Here is an 18,016-nt window from a genome sequence, read left to right as displayed (position 1 = left end):
GTTATTTGGGAACCAGTCGGTAAATCCCTTTGCCTTCAACACTAACATAGATAAAACCATCAGGTGCTTGCCTCACATTGCGAACCCTTCCCATACCATCCATCAATTTTTCACGGTACACCACTTGGTTGTCCTGCATTTCCAATCGTTCCAAATATTGAAAGGCCAAAGACCCCACCAATAAGCTTCCTTTCCATTTGGGATACTTGTCCGAGGTAACGAATGCCATTCCCGATGGTGCAATGGAGGGAGTCCACTGGTAGAGGGGTTGCTCCATTCCCGGGCGTGAGGTTTCATCTGTGATTGGGGTGCCACTATAATTGATGCCGTAGGTAATTATAGGCCATCCGTAGTTTTTTCCTTTTTTTATGATGTTGATTTCATCCCCGCCCCTTGGACCGTGCTCGTGTTCCCAAAGTTGGCCGGTTTCGGGATGCAGGGCCAATCCCTGTGGATTTCGATGCCCATAGCTCCAAATTGCTTTTTTGGCATCCGTTTTATCTATAAATGGATTGTCGTTAGGGATGCGTCCGTCATCGTGCAACCGATAAATTTTACCACCATCCCTGGTGATGTCCTGTGGATTGACATCCCGGTTGCCACGCTCCCCAATTGAAAAAAACAAGTAACCATCCCTGTCAAATTCGATTCGGGAACCAAAATGTTGTCCTCTTGTGGAGTTGGGCGATGCCTTGTAGAGTTTTTTTATATGGGTCAATTTGTTGTTGGATAATTTGGCCCTCATAATGGCGGTGTTGCCCCCTTTTCCGTTTCCTTCCGTAGAGGCGTAGGAGAGATAGATCCAGCCATTGTTTTCGTAATCGGGATGTAGTTCAATATCCATCAAACCGCCCTGTCCTCGGTTGTACACCTCCGGAGGATTTTCAATCTCGCTTACCCTCCCGGAGTTATAAAATTTTAGCTTTCCGGACTTTTCCGAGTATAAAATACCGCCTTTGGGCAAGAAAACCATGCCCCAAGCGTTCTCAATGTCGTCAATCACGAGTTCAGTAGTAAAATCAAGGGTTTCGGGAGTTTTTATCTCTTTATCCGAAGTTTGCGCGCAGGATGTACTAAGCAGTACAACGAAAAAAATGGGAAATAAGAGACTATTTTGCATAATTTTACGTTGAAATAACAGATTTAATAGATAAACGACCATTTACTATGGTTGGGTGTGTTGAAGATAAAAAGAAATTTATACGAACAGAAAATTACTATCTAGAATATTAAGGTCCCAAATCTGAAGTATTCTTCCAAACAAGACTTAACCCTATGCTCCCACAAAAAACAAGGCATTTGCTATATGTCGTGTTGTTGGTGTTCATATCAATATTCGGTTCCACGGTATTAGCAAAAACAAATGTTACTCGGATACTTACCAAAATTGTTTCCAGTAACGCAGTGTCGGATACCCAAAACAAGATTCCCGAAGTTGCTGCAGAGGAATCTTTTGCCGAAGACAATGAACTGCTCGCAACAGCTCCTATGTTCTCCACTATCATCAACGGTGCGAACGAGGAAGTGGTTTGTCCAAACGATGGAAGTACCTTGGCCAAGTTCTTCCTTTGCGGAACCAGCGATGTTCGGACGCTTACCCTAAGTCAATCTGGAAGTTCCTACCAATGGCAGCGATTGGACCCCAATAGTTGTGCCCCTACTGTAGTGGACGATTGTCCCACCATCAACAACGCCTGTACTTGGAACACCGTGGGAACGGGTTCCACTTTTAATTTGGCGGCAGCGGGCGAATATAGGGTACGGGTCAACTCTGGACAGTACTACTACTTTAAATCCACCCTTAACCCACTCAACCCACAACTCATAAAAGAAGATATTATTTGTGGTAATCCTGGAAGGGTAGAGGTTACCAATGTTCCTGCAGGGTACGAATACAGTTTAAACAGTTCCGCAGGACCTTATCAAGATGATCCTTTCTTTGATATCACCGCCTCTGGCGATTATCGAGTTTTTGTACGATTAAAAAATGTGTCCCAAACTGCATGTGTATTCCCGTCCAATTTGGTCACCGTAGGTGATTTGGATATCAATGTGGACGTTACCGCCAATGATATTTTGTGTAGTGGAGAATTGGGTAGTATTGATGTTGCGGTATCCGGGGTTCCTGGTTTTTACACTTATCGGCTTATAAAAAATGGAGTATCGGTGGATACATTCGGACCCAATGGTGCTGATTCGTATTCTTTTGACAATGTAAGTCCAGGTACTTATTCTATTCGTGTTGAAACCAATTCCTGTTCGGAAACCATCACTACCGACGTTAATGGGGACCCTATAGTTATCGGTGGGGGTATCAGCCCGCTGGCAGTTTCGGCAACGGCATCCGATAGTTTTGGTTGTGGGGCAACATCCGTTAATGTCAACGTGACCACAAGTGGGGGAACAGCACCCTATCGATTCAGTGTGGATGGAGGTCCATTCGGTTCCACCTATTCCAGTACTTCCTCTTTTTCTGTAAGCTCGGCTGGCACTTACAATATTTTGGTGGAGGACGCCAATGGATGTCAACGCACCGCAGCTGTGGATGTGGAGAATATCCCGCCTCCCGTGTTCAGTTTTACCGAGGAGGATGCCAATTGTGGCGGCGCCAACGATGGTAGGATTACCGTGAATGTGACCAATGGATATGGATACGAAATTCAGTATAGTGTCAATAATGGGGCAACCTTTCAGATAAGCAATACCTTTTCCAACCTGGCCCCAGGCAATTATGATGTGGTACTTCGCTATGAGCAGGATTCTTTTACGTGTACCACAACACCTCAAGCAGCGACCATAGGCACTCCGTCTACAATTACCGCGATCGCCACACCGGACGCTGTGCCGACATGCGGCGATGAAAATGGTGGTCAGATTACCATCTCGGGGGTCTCTGGAGGAACCGCACCTTATGAATATAGCGTAGGAGCCGGCTTTAGCAGCAACCCTGTGTTCCCGAGCCTTGGTGTTGGAACCTACACTCCCATGATTCGAGATGCCAATGGATGTGTGCAAGCACTTCCCGATATCGTGTTCAATACCTTGAACAAGCCTACCAACTTGGATTTTAGTATTTCAAGTTTGGATTGTATCACGACCACAGCATCTTTGGATTTGACCGTTACCGGTGGTTCTGGAACATATACCTATGAGATTATTGCTCCAGCGGCCAGTGCCGTAAACAATGGAAGCAATAATACGTTTACAGGTTTGGGCCTAGGAACCTATACCTTTAGGGTTACCGATAGCGAAGGATGTTCCTATGATGAAAACTATGCCATTACGGATATCAGTTCCATTGGTGTTCAAGGGCAGCAGACCCGAGTAGTGACCTGCGTTGGGGATTCCGATGGAGAGGGACGCTTTTTGGTGGACGGTTTCAATACCACCTATAGCTACAGTATTGATGGTGGGCCCGTTTCCACAGGACAAAACAACAGCATCATTCCGTTGACAGGTTTGGCGGCAGGAAGCTATGTGATTTCCGTAACTGACGAGGAAACCAATTGCACGGATACTGCTACCTTGGTGATTGAAGAACCGTCCACCGCATTCGCTATTTCCAGTCTTGACGTAACCGCAATGAGCTGTCAAAATGGAAATACGGGAGCCGTTCGCATCAATACTGTTGGTGGTTGGGGCGGTAACCGATATACTTTGACCCAGCCAGATGGTTCTACCCGTGGTCCCAAAAATGGAAGTACTTTTTCCAACCTTTCACAAGATGGCACCTATCAAGTCAGTGTTACCGATGCCAACGGATGTACCGTTACCGATAGCTTTGCCTTGACCCGACTGGATGCGCCAACCTTAACTTTGGATGCTGCAGCATCCGATTTTTGCTATGACAACTTTACGGCGGCCACCCTCTCGGTGAATGCTACAGGAGGCTTGGCACCATACCGCTACCGTATCAACGGAGGAGTTTTGGGTGCAAGTGCCAGCTTTAACGGTCTCACCCCTGGTACCTACACCATTGAGGTAGTGGATGCCAATGATTGTAGGGATACCGTAACAGCGACCATCGAGCCACAGGTAATGGCCAATGCGACCACCATTCAAGAATTGGATTGTGCAGGCCCTCCCGGACAGATCCAGGTGAACATCAGTAATGGTTATACCTCTTCGGGCGATTATGATATTTACGAAGTAAGTATTAACGGAGCAACATACACTTCGGACAACAACAATATTTCTGGAAACTCTTTTGTGTACAGTATCCCGAATGATGGATCCATCATCTCCGATACCACCTTCCAGTTTATGATTACGGATGCGAGAGGTTGTACCACCGAAACCAACACCGTGACCATTTCTCCGCCTGAAACCATAGCAGGTAGCGCTGTGGCAACCGACACCCAATGTGGGGACAATGCCAGTGGGGTAGTGGAGCTGATTCCCGATACCACCCAAGGGATACCCCCTTACGAGTTCAGTAATGATAATGGTGCTACATTTAGCACACAAAATATATTCTCAGGCTACGGAGCGGGAACCCATGGTGGTTTTGTTATCCGAGATAGCAGAGGCTGTGTGAGTCCGGCCTATTCGGTAACCATAGGTTCCAGTGCCCCATTGGACGCAACCGCTACCCCAACGGATGCCGTTTGTTCCGCCGGAGCGGTGAACGGTTCCATTTTGGCCACGATCAATAATGGCGTAGCTCCATTCGATTATGTATTGGTGGATGAGTTTGGCGGTACGGTCGCGGCATCAACAGGAACTGCCAGTACTACGGTAAACTTCCCTAATTTGCCTTTGGGCAACTACACCCTTATCACCACCGATACACAAGGTTGTGAAGACCGTGACCCTGTTGTCATTGACCAAAATCAGTTGGACTTGATTCCTTTGGATCCTGACCCTGCCATTTGTTCAGATACCTCGTTTCCCTATCGGGTTAGAGCTACGGGTGGAACGGCACCTTACGAATTTAGATTGGTGGGAGAACCCACCTTCAACCCAGCGACATCTGGGGGCGACACCTATGATTTTACAGGTCAGGTAGTCCCAGGCGTTACCTATTTTGTTGAGGTACGGGATGCTTTGGGATGTACCTATATCGAAGAAATTGACCCTATCGGTCCAAGTAATCCGGTCGCGGTAACAGCAACATCCTTGTCGGCTTCCTGTAATGTGGCCGGCAGTGGCTCCATTGACTATGAGGTGGCCGGTATTTTGGCACCCGGTGATTTTACCATTACCGTTCAAAATACGGATACGGGCGCCAATGTATCCAGCAGTTCGTTTACTGGGGAAACCATTCCCTACAACGGAACCATCAACGGATTGGCTCCTGGCAATTATCAAATCATTGTCCGCGACGACACAAATGGATGTAGTGGCAGCACTTTGGCCTTTATCGATATTAGTTCGGTATCCATCGCCATTGACAATTTCGTGGAGGCTACCTGTAATGTCGGCGCATTGGTAACGGTTAGAGGTTTTGGAACCACTGGGCCCTACAATTATGCCTATGTGCCCACTGGAGATCCAGCGCCTACCACATTTGCTTCGGAAACCACCTTTGAGATTCCCGGACCATACCCTGCGGATTACGACTTTTATGTTCAGGATGCCAACGGATGTTCCGCGCTGACCACTTTAACGGTCACCCAAGAAGCTGGTGTGCCAGACCCTGTAATCGACGTGGTTAATCAGTGTACTGCGACCAGTGGATATCAAATTGATATTGTATCTCCATTGTCTACAGGTTCAGGTCTACCAGAAGAAACCTTCCAGTACGATATCGGAAGTGGTTTTCAGACGGGAACTACTTTTATAGTACCCAATCCTGGAAGCTATGTCATCACCGTTAGGGACGGAAACGGTTGTACCAATACCGTTACGGCCGAGGTGTTTGATTTCTTTGCAATCTCTGCGGATGCTACTTCATATCCTACCTGTAATGCAGGGGACGGGGAAATTACAGTGAACACCACTGGAGGTAGCGGTAACTTTGAATACCAGTTGAGGGATGCAGGTACCTTGGCCAATATTGGCCCGGCCCAATCCACCAATGTATTTACCAATGTGATGCCCGGAGATTATAATATTTTGGTAACCGATTTGGATTCCAACACCTCTCCTTTGTGTTCGGATGAAGCAGAAGTAATTGTTTCCACAGTGGATACGCCGGTGATTTCAGCTACGCCAAGTAGCGATGTCACCTGTTTTGGAGCAGATGACGGAACCATTACGGTGGAACTCCAACCCGGAACCGATACCGATACACCCATCAACTATGTGCTGTATCAAGGGGCCACCGCCACCGTGATTGCGGGACCTCAAGGTTCTCCTGTATTTGATGACTTGCAACCTGGTACATATCAGGTAGAAGCTGTCTCCGACAGGGGATGTACGGACCGCTCTGGAAATATCATCATCGACGAGCCTACTGAACTGATGATCAATGCAGTAAACACAGAGTTTAGTTGTAATCCATCCAGTAATCAATTCAGTACGGCCACCATTACCATTTATACCGATGATAATGGCGACGGAACAGGAACACCAACTGGTTCAGGTTCCTATACCTATAGCATGAACGATGGAACGCCACAATTTGATGGAACCAACTTCCAGACGAGCAATACTTTTGAGGTGATTGACAATGGAACCAATCAGTCGATAATCTTAACGGCCCGCGATCAAAATGGTTGTGAGCAAACAGCAACGGTAAACATCAATACCCCTACCGATATAACGTTTAGCTACAATGTCAATCAAATTACATGTGATGCATCCGGCAGTGGAGTGACCCCAGGTTCAATTGACATCATCATCAATGAAGGTCCAGGGAATTACGAAGTGGAGATTCTGCCCTTGGGTTCAGAGCCTGCTCGTAGCTCCGGCGGAAGCGACAGGGTAACATGGGATATTGCAACCCCAGGGGATTACATTTTTGCGGTGACCGATATTGGCAGCGGCGGTTGTACCTACTTAACGACCACCATCAATATGCCGGAATACAACACAATTGATGCCGTGATTGCCGAGTTGGAACCCGTCACCTGCTTCAACGGTAACGATGGTGTCATCAGTTTGGACATTTCCAACTACTCTGGTGTTTACAATTATGAAGTCTTTTCAAGGGATAACGCTGGCGTTGAAACATCTACCGGTGTAACAGGGACCTTCGATACCAATGCACCTATCAATTCCCCAGAGCGTATTGAAAATGTTCCTGCGGGTAATTTGGTGGTCCGAATCGAAGCTATGGATTCGCCGTTTTGCGATGCAGTGAGCAATGTAACTACCGTACGTTCACCCGATCGTCCTCTGACCGTGGACGCGGTGCAAACTTCTCCCGTGACCTGTAACGTTCCCGGGTTTGGTGAAATTACTGCTTCGGGCGATGGAGGATGGGGCACTTACGAGTACCAGTTGGTAGCTTCGGACGGCACCATTCTGGTAGATTATCCGAATACCAACTCCGTATTTGAGAATCTTTCCACGGATACCTATACGGTAAACGTTCGGGATTTGAGAGGCTGCGAGGCTACCATGGATATTGATTTGCCTTTGCCTACGCCAATTTCCGCAGATATTCAAGTGGTAAGCCCACTTGCATGTAACAATGATAATGATGCGGTAATCGAAGCCTATAATGAAGCAGGCGGACAAGGCCCTGGCAATTACCTGTACCAGTTGAACAGAATTACGGATGGCACCAACAGTGGTTTGCAGACCACCCCAAGGTTTGCCAATTTATCTGCAGGAGAATACACCATCACCATTTTTGATGGCTGGAACTGTAGCTTTACCACTATTCCAATAGAAGTGCAAGATCCAGAGATTGTGATAGCAGAACTTGTGGAGCTGCAACCTCCAGGTTGTGGGGATTTGGGCCGTATGGAACTTACGGTGACCAACCCGGAACCAGGTGTGGATTATTTCTACCGAAGAGCGGGTACTACCGATCCTTTTATCCCCTTTGGCACAGGAATGACCAGTGTAGAGATTGCAGCCGATATTACTGTAGATCCAGGACCCTTCCAATACGATGTACAAAACTCCAATGGCTGTCCGTTTGAGAAATCCAACCAGATTTCGCTAGATCCCGCTGCACCTTTGGTGATTGCTTTGGATTTGACCAACGCCACCATTAACTGTGCTGGTGAGGCGACGGGAATCATTCGTTCCGAAGCTTTTGGAGGCATAGGCAACTATGTCTATACGCTTGTCAACTCGAATACCGTGCCGCCAACAGCAGCAACAATCGTACGTCCGGCCCAAAGCTCAGGGATTTTTAGGGAGTTGAACCCCGGTACCTATTACGTTTATGCACAAAGTGGCGGATGTGAGGCCATATCGGACCCTATTGTGATAGAGCCCAAAGACCCATTGGTATTGGATTATTTGGAAGCGGTTCCCGTGCAATGTGCCGGTGATATGAACGGACAGATTATCATTGAAGCCAGTGGTGGAACAGGGCAGATTAGATATTCGATTTCCGATACCTTAAGCGAGTTTTTTGAAGGCGACGACCCGAACAATCCGAACAGAAAAACATTTAATGATTTGGCCCCAAGAACGTATGATATTATCATTCAGGATGATTTGGGCTGTACCATTACCAGAACAGTGGAAATTACCCAACCGATGGAATTGGTAGCAGGCGTAGTGGACACCACCCCCGAAACCTGTTTGGGAGATGGGGATGGAAGCATGACCTTGGAAGTAACCGGCGGAACAGCACCCTACTATGAGTGTTAATTCTGCCGATGACGCTGATTTTGTGCAGAACGACAGCCTATTCTTCGATAATCTCCAAGGAGGTGAAACCTACGTAGTATTTGTGCGTGATGCCAATGGATGCCAAACCAATGTGGTTGCAGAAATCGGGGTTGGTGTGGATATAGTCGCTGAACCCTTCGTAGAGTACGGTTGTGAAGGGATTTTCCCAAATAGTACGGTTACGGTAAACATTGCAGATGGTTCCCAATTACCAAATCTCTTGTTTGCATTGGATGTAGAAGATATTCAACAAGCAACGGCCCAAAGAACTTTTGGGGATTTGCCAGCAGGAATGCATACGGTCTATATTTACCACGCCAACGGATGCGTCACCTTTGTCGAATTTGAAATAGAGGCCTACGAACCCTTGACTTTGGAAGCGACCAAGACGGGTCCGGATGAGATTACAGCTATAGCAACAGGAGGGTTTGGAGATTACGAATACTTCTTCCAAGGGGAATCTTTTGGAGAAGTGAATACCTTCAATGTAACCCAGGACTCTAATATCAGTATTCGGGTTCGCGACCGAAATGGATGTGAGGCCACCTTGGTTATGCCGTTCAATTTTGAAGGCATGCCCGAAATGCCAAATTTCTTCACACCCGATGGGGATAACTTGAACGACTTCTGGTATCCCGAGAACAGGGAGTACTTCCCCTTTATCGACGTAATCATTTATGATCGCTATGGTAGGGTAGTGGCCCGACTTGATCAGGTGAAGAAATGGGACGGAAACTACGATGGTAAACCATTGCCTACGGGAGATTATTGGTACGTGGTAAATGCCAACGATAGTGAGAACCAGCAATTTGTGGGACACTTTACCTTGTACCGGGAATAGGATGAAAAAGATTTTCAGTCACAAGGCCTAAATATCACCAAAATTTTTATTTTTGCAGTCCCTTTTCGGGATGTGGCCCATCGGCTACGCTCAGGATAAACTCCGTCTGGTACCCAGACTGCTTTGCAGTTGGGCGGAATTTAAAATTGGGTTTTATTTTTTGAAATTTTATCAGCATTAAGCTGATTTCGGGATGTGGCGCAGTCTGGTAGCGTACACGCATGGGGTGCGTGTGGTCGCTGGTTCGAATCCAGTCATCCCGACCAACCACCGTTTAGGTTAAAATAAAGCACTGTTAATTGTATGATTATCAGTGCTTTTTGTTTTTTATGTATCCATTTGATATCATCTGAATCCAAATTTTAGGTGTGCAATAAGGTGAGCACACCAATGCACAGATTGTTGTAGTTTTAAGTATGGGCAATTGAGGATTAAGGGCAGTCCGACCACTAACATTTGTTCAACTTAAACTATTACAACATGCGGACAGACAGTACTTTAGGAATTAATTTCTTTGTCAGGAAAAAGCGCAATGACCCGAACATGTATGATGTCTACCTGCGCATTACGGTAAAAAAATCGCGTGCAGAGGTCAGTTTAAAAAGGTGCATAAAGGTGTGCAATTGGGACAAAAAGCGCGGAAAAGCCTTTCCTAGGAACAAAACCATGGAAGATTTGAACGCCTACCTTGACACCGTATATGGTGAAATCCTCAATGTTCATAGGGACTTGCACATGGAAAGGAAATTGATAACCGCTAAATCTATCAAGGCTAGGTACGTCGGGGAGGATGAATTGAACCATACGATTCTTGAGCTTTTTGAATACCACAATAAAAACATGGTCCATGCCCTCAAGCCGGGTACCATGAAAAATTACTATTCCACCGAGAAATACTTAAAGAGCTACATTACCACAAAACTCAAAACCAACGATGTATCGTTAGGAGAATTGAAGCACAAGTTCATTTTGGACTTTGAGAACTACATCAGGACCTTTAAACCCAAGAAAAATCGAAAGACCTGCTCTAATAACGGTACAATGAAACATCTGGAGCGTTTGATGAAAGTTACTAAACTGGGTGTCCGGTTGGAATGGATGGACAAGGACCCCTTTCGAAACTTCAAGTTACGTTTCGATAAATTTGACAGAAAGTATCTTACCCAAAGGGAAATCGATTTGATTGAGGATACAACTTTTACAAGTTTGGGTAAGGAACGGGTAAAGGATGTATTTCTTTTCAGTTGTTACACCGGGCTAACCTTCATGGATATCAAATTACTGACCAGGGACAATGTAAGTAGGGGGATTGATAGTAATTATTGGATTTACACCAAAAGGATAAAGACCGATGAGCCCTTGAAGATCCCTATGTTGCCCAGAGCTGTGGAAATCATGAGGAAATATGAAGAAAGTCCAAAGAACGATATTAATTTGTTACCTGTTTATAGCAACCAAAAGACCAATGCATATTTAAAGGAAATTATCAAGGCTTGTGGCATACACAAGAATATTTCCTTCCATACGGCCAGACACACTTTTGCCACTACCGTGACCTTGTCCAACGGTGTTCCCATTGAAACCGTATCTAAAATGCTTGGGCATACCAAACTTTCTACCACGCAAATCTATGCCCGGGTTTTAGAAAACAAGATTGGGAAGGACATGCAAAATCTAATGGATAAAATGGAGCAGGTAAAAAGCAAACATGCATTTGGAGATTGAAAGGTTATTCATTTAAAGTCAATTTTAAACTGTAATGAAAATTTACCTTGAGGATAAAGAGTTGGAAAGACAAACTTATGGCATGGATTGCTTTAGCCTATTGCGTTAAATGGTGATTGGTAGACACGTGAGACTTAGGATTTGATGCAGCAATGTTGTGGGGGTTCGAGTCCCTTCGCCCGTAAGAATAGCCGAAGTTATCGCTTCGGCTTTTTTATTTCAAAAACTTGTCAAAAAAATGGACGGTTACAACATAGGTACAACATTTCCTCAATCAACATTAATAGATATTTCTTGATACAAATTAATATTCTTTGATGCTAAAACTTATTTGGATTTTATACTGAGACACTCTCTGTGTTTAGGTTATTTTCCTTAAATAAAGCTAGGTCAAGTTTTAACTGGTCTAGACCATAGCCTCGCAAACTGTAAACTTTTTTACGGCAACATTTCTTGTATTTTGAACCACCACATAGTGGACATTGCTTATTCGGTTGATGCTTGATTCCTGAAACAGTTGTTTCAAGCAAAGCAATAATATCCCCATAGTTGTTAAGGCCATATTCTTCCTGATAAAATTGGGCAATACCTTTAAAGTGATGTTCGTACTCGCCATTAGCGTACTTGTCAGTTGCCACTTTGTAGTGATAATTGGCGAAAAAGGGATATATGACTTCTCTGTAAAACTCTACAAGGACAATTCCCCGCTTTTTCATTTTTAGAAGCTTGTGGGGTATATCCAAACAGCACTCACCTTTTTTTGAAATATGGAAGTCCCAATCCCTTTCAATTATTTCTGTCTTTTCAATGACGATTGGTATGGTGTACGGGTAGTTTTTCTCATTGACTAAAATGAGTATTTCAAACTGCCCCCAGAGTTTATCATTTCTGTCAAGTACACTTATTTTACCCTCAAGAGCTAAATACCCAGTTTTAGGACTTTCAACTTCCTCAAATGCAAAGTATTTGCTTAGAAAACTTTTGATATCCTTGTCAAGTTCATTTTTGCCCATAGTTAAAATAAGGTTTGCTCTTTGAAGCTATTGGGTATAAATCCCTGCTATTTCTATTGGGGTCAGGTGTAATGTTAATGGTAAGCACTAAAACACCCATATCGTTTTGAACGGCTAGGTTATTGTCAACTAGATATCTTTCCCAATCGAAATTGTACTGATAGTATTTTCTTCCATCTTCATAATCGTGTATTTCTTTACTTCGCTGCTCAAAATACTTGTCTTTTCTCAGCTGTGTGGTTATGTTGTGTCCAACTACGATCCCACTATTTTTAGCATTACTCTGCATTTTCGGCGCAAGGCTGGTATGTAAGCTGCACGTGGTAACTTCACCTGATTCGCCAATTCCGGAATAGAACCAATCCACCTGTTTTGAATGACCTAAATCCAGCCCAGCTCTTGTGTGAATATCCTGAATACCATTTTCCTCAAAAAAGTCTTTTAGGTCATTTTTGACGAAGTAGGATATCATAGAGAAGGATTTTAGTGCATCTTCAACTGCTTTCAGTTTTTCGATATTCTTTCCGCCAAAATATACCATCAAACCATCACCTTGAATACGATGGACATAACCGCCGCAGAGATTAACCGCAAACATTGAGGCTCTGATGATACTTTCTGTAATCAATCTCACCGTTGCTTTAGTGAAATTGTTGAATAGCTTGGTACTTTTCTTTACATCTATAAAACCAGAAACAATCCAATGCTCTTCAACTAAATCGGTACCTTTTAAGTATGCAAAATCTGGATGACTTCCTAAGGGTTGGTAATCGAAAGTTTCTGGCACACCCATTCCTTTGGCAAATAATTTCATCTGGGGCGATAGTTCCCTGCCTGGAAGTTCGTTCCTTAATGATTTAAGGTATTCACGATTGCTTGCTAACGCAGACTCACTAAGCCCAAGAATTCTGTTTGATTTTGTAGGGTCGTTCTTTACTGCTTTTTTAATTACATTTTTGTAGTCTTCAAATAAGTTCATTTTATGAGGTAACTTTAATTAATATGTAGGTTAATGGTACCAATAGCAAGAATTGTATTATCAACAGGTCACAAGCCCATTTTAGTTTCTTAAATTTTGCTTTCAGGCCTTTTGAAAGCAAATAGACTTGGTTTCTCAAATCTTTTTTGTCCTCTTTTTTATCTTGCTCTTTTGATAATTCAAAAAACTCTTGAGCACTTTTTTCCGCAATGCTTTCGAAATAGTACAATGATTCTATTTCTGACTTTGATGATAAATAAGGCATACTAGCTAATGCCAAGAGTATAAGACTTCCCACGCCAAAGGCGATTATGCCAGCCAAAAAAATCAATAGCCAAATTTCCTTATCTAAAAGTTCTTGGATTTGGGTTAGCAACGTAATCGTACCACCAGTAATAAAGGTGTTGATGGCGATGTAAACTGCCGTTTTATTATTGACACTATCGTAATAGTGGTCCAATCTGGTTATAGTATATTCCAATCTTTCCTTTTCCATATAAGTTTGATTTATTAACTAGGCTGATTCCGAAGAGCCAGCCTAGTTGATTACCTGATAGCTTTTGCAATGGCCGAAACAGCCGCAACAAACGTTACCACAGTAAGAATTGTGGAAATAACTCTTGCGTTACCCCCTTTTAAATGAAGACAAGTGTCTTTTTTACAAAGGCTCAACCTGTCGTTTTGATACGAATAATTCATAATTAAAAAAATTAACTTAGCCCAAGTTCACAGCATTTGGGTTTCGCTGAAGTGCTACTTACTTTTATCAGTAACGCCTTTGAATTTTCCGCCGCTGGTTTTTACGTCCATAAATCTTCCCGAGTTGGAATCTCGTTTAACGTAAAGCCCAGTTTTCGGGTTTAGTACTTGAGAACGGTTTTTAACTGCCCCTTTTCTTGCATTGTCGCCATACGGCTTGTTCTTTGCCATAACAAATTGATTTAAAAAATTATACAAATAGTGCGTGCCACCAGTTGGTGGCTGAATATTACTTGCTCTAAAATGAAAGGAAAGTTTGTTTGCAGAAGACTTTAAAATACCGAAAAAAACGGTATATTTGTGTCGCTTAAAACAAAGTCTTTACAGATAAAATTCCAATCTTATCTTAAAGTAAATAATAGAGCTGGTATCAAATTGATATCAGCTTTTTTTATAGTGCTTTTATAAATTCCATATACTTTTTTTCTTTTACAATAGTGCTCAATATTTCATTGACCGATAGGGCATTTATCCCATTATTCTCAGCGCACTCTTTTATAATATCATTTCTTTCTACGAGAACACCATTTGTGGTTTTACAATAATAAATAGCGGCGAAATCCATAATTTGTAATCCGCCGAACTTTATACTTTCCTTGCAGCAAAACTTAAAAAATTCGCCTTCGAGCGAAAATGTATTTATTTTGCGTTCTTCAACCAACCGTTTTAAATGATTGCGTTGCAAGTAATCGTAACAAGTTGATTCCAGAGCCATTTCAGTAACATAAAATGAATCTGTTGAACTGTCTAGTATTCTTAGACTGTCCAACAGAAGCAATAATTCTATGTCGCTGAATATATACATCTAGTTTCTCATAAAATTCTTACCTCCAAATCTGGCATTAATATCTTTTATAGTCATATTCGACAATTCTGCCGCTTTCGTTGGCGACAAAAGTGACTTGCCTTCTTGATTATCCATATTCAGTCCTTTTGCCAACAGGCTAAAAAACCGTTTTGGCTTTTCAACACCATTATACTCGCCAAATGAAGTATCATCATTTTCCCGCCATTGATCATATTTTTCTTTCCAGGAGTGATAGGTGTTCCAATCAATTATTTTGAGGGTAAGCGCACGAATTATGATAGCCAAAATGGATATTCCGTATGCAGCTTTGATACTTTTTAATTCCTCAAGGGTAATTCCATTTCTTTCGTTATTAAAGTGGTCATAAAGCACGTCTTCAAAAAGAAGCATCGCACCTGCAAAATGGTCACAAAAGCGTTCGATTTTTTTATGGTCATCAATATCAAAATCAAGAATTAAATGAGCTAGTTCGTGTAATGTCGTAAAGCGCCTTCTAGCTACATCTGGATTTATTGCGTTAAGTACAATGATAGGGACTTCACCTGCCCAACCCGAGAAAGCAACAAAACTATTTGGTTTTTCAACCTCAAAGATTTTAACACCCTTATTTTCCAATAGATGAATTACATCGTAAATTGGGTTTTTTCCAAGTTTCCATTTTTTACGAATTACTTTAACTGCATCTTCAACATCGGTGGCTTTGCTTATCACAATATTCTCTACTGGATTTTTGAACTTGATTTTATCGTCCATTATATTTTCCAGTTCTATAATGTTGAAGAAATCACTTGAAATACTTTCTATGATTTCATTTTCAAAGACCTTATGCGACTCTTGTTTTTCACGATACTCAATATTGGTCATTGAAAAGGCAGACTTATCGCCTGGGCGATATTCCAAATTGGTACTTTCGGTATTTATAATATCGAAAGGCTTTAATTTTAAAACCTTAGAAAAACGTATTAAATGGTTTGTTTTCATCTCTCGTTTTCCTTCTTCAAATTTTTGGATATATGAAACTGAAAACCCCGTATAATCGGCAAATTCCTGCTGGGATAGACCTGCATTTTGCCTTAACTGTTTTATTCTTTTTCCAAGTTCCATTTTTTAGCGTGTTGGTTCAACTTTTACAAAGATACGAAATTTATTTACACACACAAAAACATAATATTTTTTATTATTGTGTGTGTTATTTGTTTATGTTATGATTTTATGAGGTTAAATGTCCCAAAAAAAGCATATATTTGGGACAAAATGAATTAAATGAAGTCGATAAAGGAGAAAATAAAGGACGAAATTAAAGCAGGGAACAGGGGTAAGATAGTGTTGCCATTAGACTTTGGAATAAAGTATGGTGTAGAAAATACCAAGAAGTCTTTATTGCGGCTTACCAATGAGGGTTTTTTGGAACGCCTTGCACGAGGTATTTATTTATATCCTGAACGAGATGAGCTTTTAGGGGTGCTTTATCCCGATATTGAAACTATAGCAGAGGAGATTGCATTGCGTGACAATGCTCGTATTATTCCAACCGGAATCCAAGCCTTAAATCTACTCGGACTCTCAACACAAGTTCCGTTGAATGCCGTTTTTCTAACTGATGGTTCGCCACGTACAATTAACATTGGTAAACGTAAAATAAAGTTTAAAAAAGCCAGCCCAAAAAATCTGGCGGCCAAGGGAAGGCTGAGTGGTCTTGCTATACAGGCATTAAAGGAAATTGGAAAAGAAAAAGTGTCGCAAGACGAAATAATTAAGATTAAGGAACAACTAAAAAAAGAAGAACCAGAAAACCTATACCACGATATGAAACTTGCGCCATCGTGGATAGCCGATATTTTTGGGGATTTACTTCAATACTACTATGAGTGATTTTATAGACCTTACCGATGAACAGAAAACAAGAATATTTACCCAGACTGGTGTAAGGGCAAATCTTCCAGCATTTGCAATAGAAAAAGATTGGTGGGTAACCGAAATGCTTGGAATAGTTTTTTCCTTGCCGTATGCAGAAGCCTTGGTGTTCAAAGGTGGCACTTCATTAAGCAAAGGCTATGATTTGATAAATCGATTTTCAGAAGACATAGACTTGGCCATAGACCGTGCTTTTTTTGATATGGATGGGGAATTGTCCCGTTCGCAAATAAAGAAACTAAGAAAGAAAAGTGCCAAGTTTATAAGCACAGAGCTACTGGCCGATATATCAAAAGCGATTGAGAAAAGTGAGTTGCCCATTTCTTCGATAGGTATTGAACCTTTTGAGGATTCTGATACAGACCCATTGCGGATTTATGTGACTTATGACCCATTGACAAAACAAAGTGATTATCTAAGACCAAGGGTACTTTTAGAAATCAGTTGTAGGTCGCTTCGTGAACCCTGTGAGAATGTCCCTATACGTTCCATAATTGATAGAGAATTTGAATCGGCGGATTTTGCAAATCCAACTTTCGATGTGCGAACTGTTGAACCGCAAAGAACATTTTTAGAAAAAATCTTCCTACTGCACGAAGAATGGCAAAAAAACAATATCAGAGTAGATAGATTAAGCAGGCATCTTTACGATTTAGAACGTTTAATGGATACTGAACACGCAATAAAGGCCTTTAAAGACAAAGAATTATTTTATCACATCGTACAGCACAGAAGCACTTTCTCACCATTAAAAGGTATAGATTACGCCAATCACAAACCAAGCTTGATTCAAATAGTCCCGCCTGATAAAGTAATTGCAGATTATGAAAATGATTATTATGTGATGCAAGAGAATATGTTTGTTGGCGAATCGAAAGCTTGGGATGTTATGCTAAAACGGCTAACACAGTTACAAAAAAGAATAAGGGGATTGGATTGGTGATTGAAGCTGATAAAGAGTTTATTCTATATATGAAGCATCGAGTTAAGCTATAAACTCTTAGACTCAAAAATTTGAGTAATAATTTGCAGGGTTTTCTTAATTAAGAATTACTTTTAAGGGAAGTCTGCCCCTCACAACATTAAAAGGCATTAATCCTATAATTTCTAATCTACTCGCAAACGATTATAAAAATAAAACCGATGATTATAAACTAATATTGGCTACGGAGCTGAATAAGTTCATTAATGCTTTGGAAAAGACTTTGGTGAAAAATGAAAATTTTGTTATCATTGAA

The 18,016-nt window shown here is 42.2% G+C and carries 12 protein-coding genes and 1 tRNA gene; 6 read left to right on the top strand and 7 right to left on the bottom strand.

What is annotated here, in order from left to right; all coding sequences use genetic code 11:
• Window position 1: 1 nt before the first annotated feature.
• Window positions 2–1,120: a PQQ-dependent sugar dehydrogenase gene (locus ABNE31_RS14890; protein WP_349351703.1), complete on the bottom strand. Its 1,119-nt coding sequence runs from the start codon at window positions 1,118–1,120 to the stop codon at window positions 2–4.
• A 155-nt stretch (window positions 1,121–1,275) separates the two neighbouring features.
• On the opposite strand from ABNE31_RS14890, the gene ABNE31_RS14885 reads away from it, so the two are divergent.
• Both ABNE31_RS14885 and ABNE31_RS14880 read left to right on the top strand, forming a co-directional pair.
• The gene (locus ABNE31_RS14885) at window positions 1,276–8,718 is read left to right on the top strand and encodes a SprB repeat-containing protein (protein WP_349351702.1); all 7,443 of its coding nucleotides are present in this window, start codon (window positions 1,276–1,278) and stop codon (window positions 8,716–8,718) included.
• Entirely contained in the window at window positions 8,708–9,580 is an 873-nt protein-coding gene (locus ABNE31_RS14880; RefSeq protein WP_349351701.1) for a T9SS type B sorting domain-containing protein, read from the top strand. The genes ABNE31_RS14885 and ABNE31_RS14880 overlap by 11 nt, the downstream gene beginning before the upstream one ends.
• 46 nt (window positions 9,581–9,626) lie before the next feature.
• Here the strand turns inward: ABNE31_RS14880 and ABNE31_RS14875 are convergent, their stop codons facing one another.
• Entirely contained in the window at window positions 9,627–9,803 is a 177-nt protein-coding gene (locus ABNE31_RS14875; protein WP_349351700.1) for a hypothetical protein, read from the bottom strand.
• Between ABNE31_RS14875 and ABNE31_RS14870 the strand changes: the two genes are divergently transcribed.
• Both ABNE31_RS14870 and ABNE31_RS14865 read left to right on the top strand, forming a co-directional pair.
• Window positions 9,770–9,846: transfer RNA gene (locus ABNE31_RS14870), tRNA-Pro, on the top strand. The genes ABNE31_RS14875 and ABNE31_RS14870 overlap by 34 nt on opposite strands.
• 214 nt (window positions 9,847–10,060) lie before the next feature.
• A complete protein-coding gene (locus ABNE31_RS14865) occupies window positions 10,061–11,305 on the top strand; it encodes a site-specific integrase (protein WP_293284701.1) in 1,245 nt (414 codons plus the stop codon).
• A gap of 338 nt (window positions 11,306–11,643) precedes the next feature.
• On the opposite strand, the gene ABNE31_RS14860 is transcribed toward ABNE31_RS14865, so the two are convergent.
• From ABNE31_RS14860 to ABNE31_RS14840, 5 genes are all read right to left on the bottom strand, one after another.
• Window positions 11,644–12,318 (bottom strand): hypothetical protein, encoded by a 675-nt coding sequence (locus ABNE31_RS14860; protein WP_349351699.1) that lies wholly within the window; start codon window positions 12,316–12,318, stop codon window positions 11,644–11,646.
• Window positions 12,305–13,297, bottom strand: coding sequence for a hypothetical protein (locus tag ABNE31_RS14855; RefSeq protein WP_293284707.1), 993 nt, complete (start codon window positions 13,295–13,297; stop codon window positions 12,305–12,307). The genes ABNE31_RS14860 and ABNE31_RS14855 overlap by 14 nt, the downstream gene beginning before the upstream one ends.
• Window position 13,298: 1 nt before the next feature.
• Complete coding sequence (locus ABNE31_RS14850; protein WP_349351698.1) at window positions 13,299–13,793, bottom strand: Pycsar system effector family protein; 495 nt, start codon at window positions 13,791–13,793, stop codon at window positions 13,299–13,301.
• A 257-nt stretch (window positions 13,794–14,050) separates the two neighbouring features.
• Window positions 14,051–14,227, bottom strand: coding sequence for a hypothetical protein (locus ABNE31_RS14845; protein ID WP_205334768.1), 177 nt, complete (start codon window positions 14,225–14,227; stop codon window positions 14,051–14,053).
• A gap of 634 nt (window positions 14,228–14,861) precedes the next feature.
• Window positions 14,862–15,968, bottom strand: a complete 1,107-nt coding sequence (locus ABNE31_RS14840) for an XRE family transcriptional regulator (RefSeq protein WP_293284715.1) — start codon at window positions 15,966–15,968, stop codon at window positions 14,862–14,864.
• Window positions 15,969–16,127: 159 nt separating this feature from the next.
• Between ABNE31_RS14840 and ABNE31_RS14835 the strand changes: the two genes are divergently transcribed.
• Window positions 16,128–16,736 (top strand): DUF6088 family protein, encoded by a 609-nt coding sequence (locus ABNE31_RS14835; RefSeq protein ID WP_293284717.1) that lies wholly within the window; start codon window positions 16,128–16,130, stop codon window positions 16,734–16,736.
• Window positions 16,729–17,721, top strand: a complete 993-nt coding sequence (locus tag ABNE31_RS14830) for a nucleotidyl transferase AbiEii/AbiGii toxin family protein (RefSeq protein WP_349351697.1) — start codon at window positions 16,729–16,731, stop codon at window positions 17,719–17,721. Before ABNE31_RS14835 ends, ABNE31_RS14830 begins: the two co-directional genes overlap by 8 nt.
• Window positions 17,722–18,016 lie beyond the last annotated feature (295 nt).

Source organism: Flagellimonas sp. MMG031 (assembly GCF_040112705.1).
GTDB lineage: Bacteria > Bacteroidota > Bacteroidia > Flavobacteriales > Flavobacteriaceae > Flagellimonas.
The sequence above is the reverse complement of the archived record's forward strand: the minus strand, read 5'-3'. Positions and strand labels throughout refer to the sequence as shown.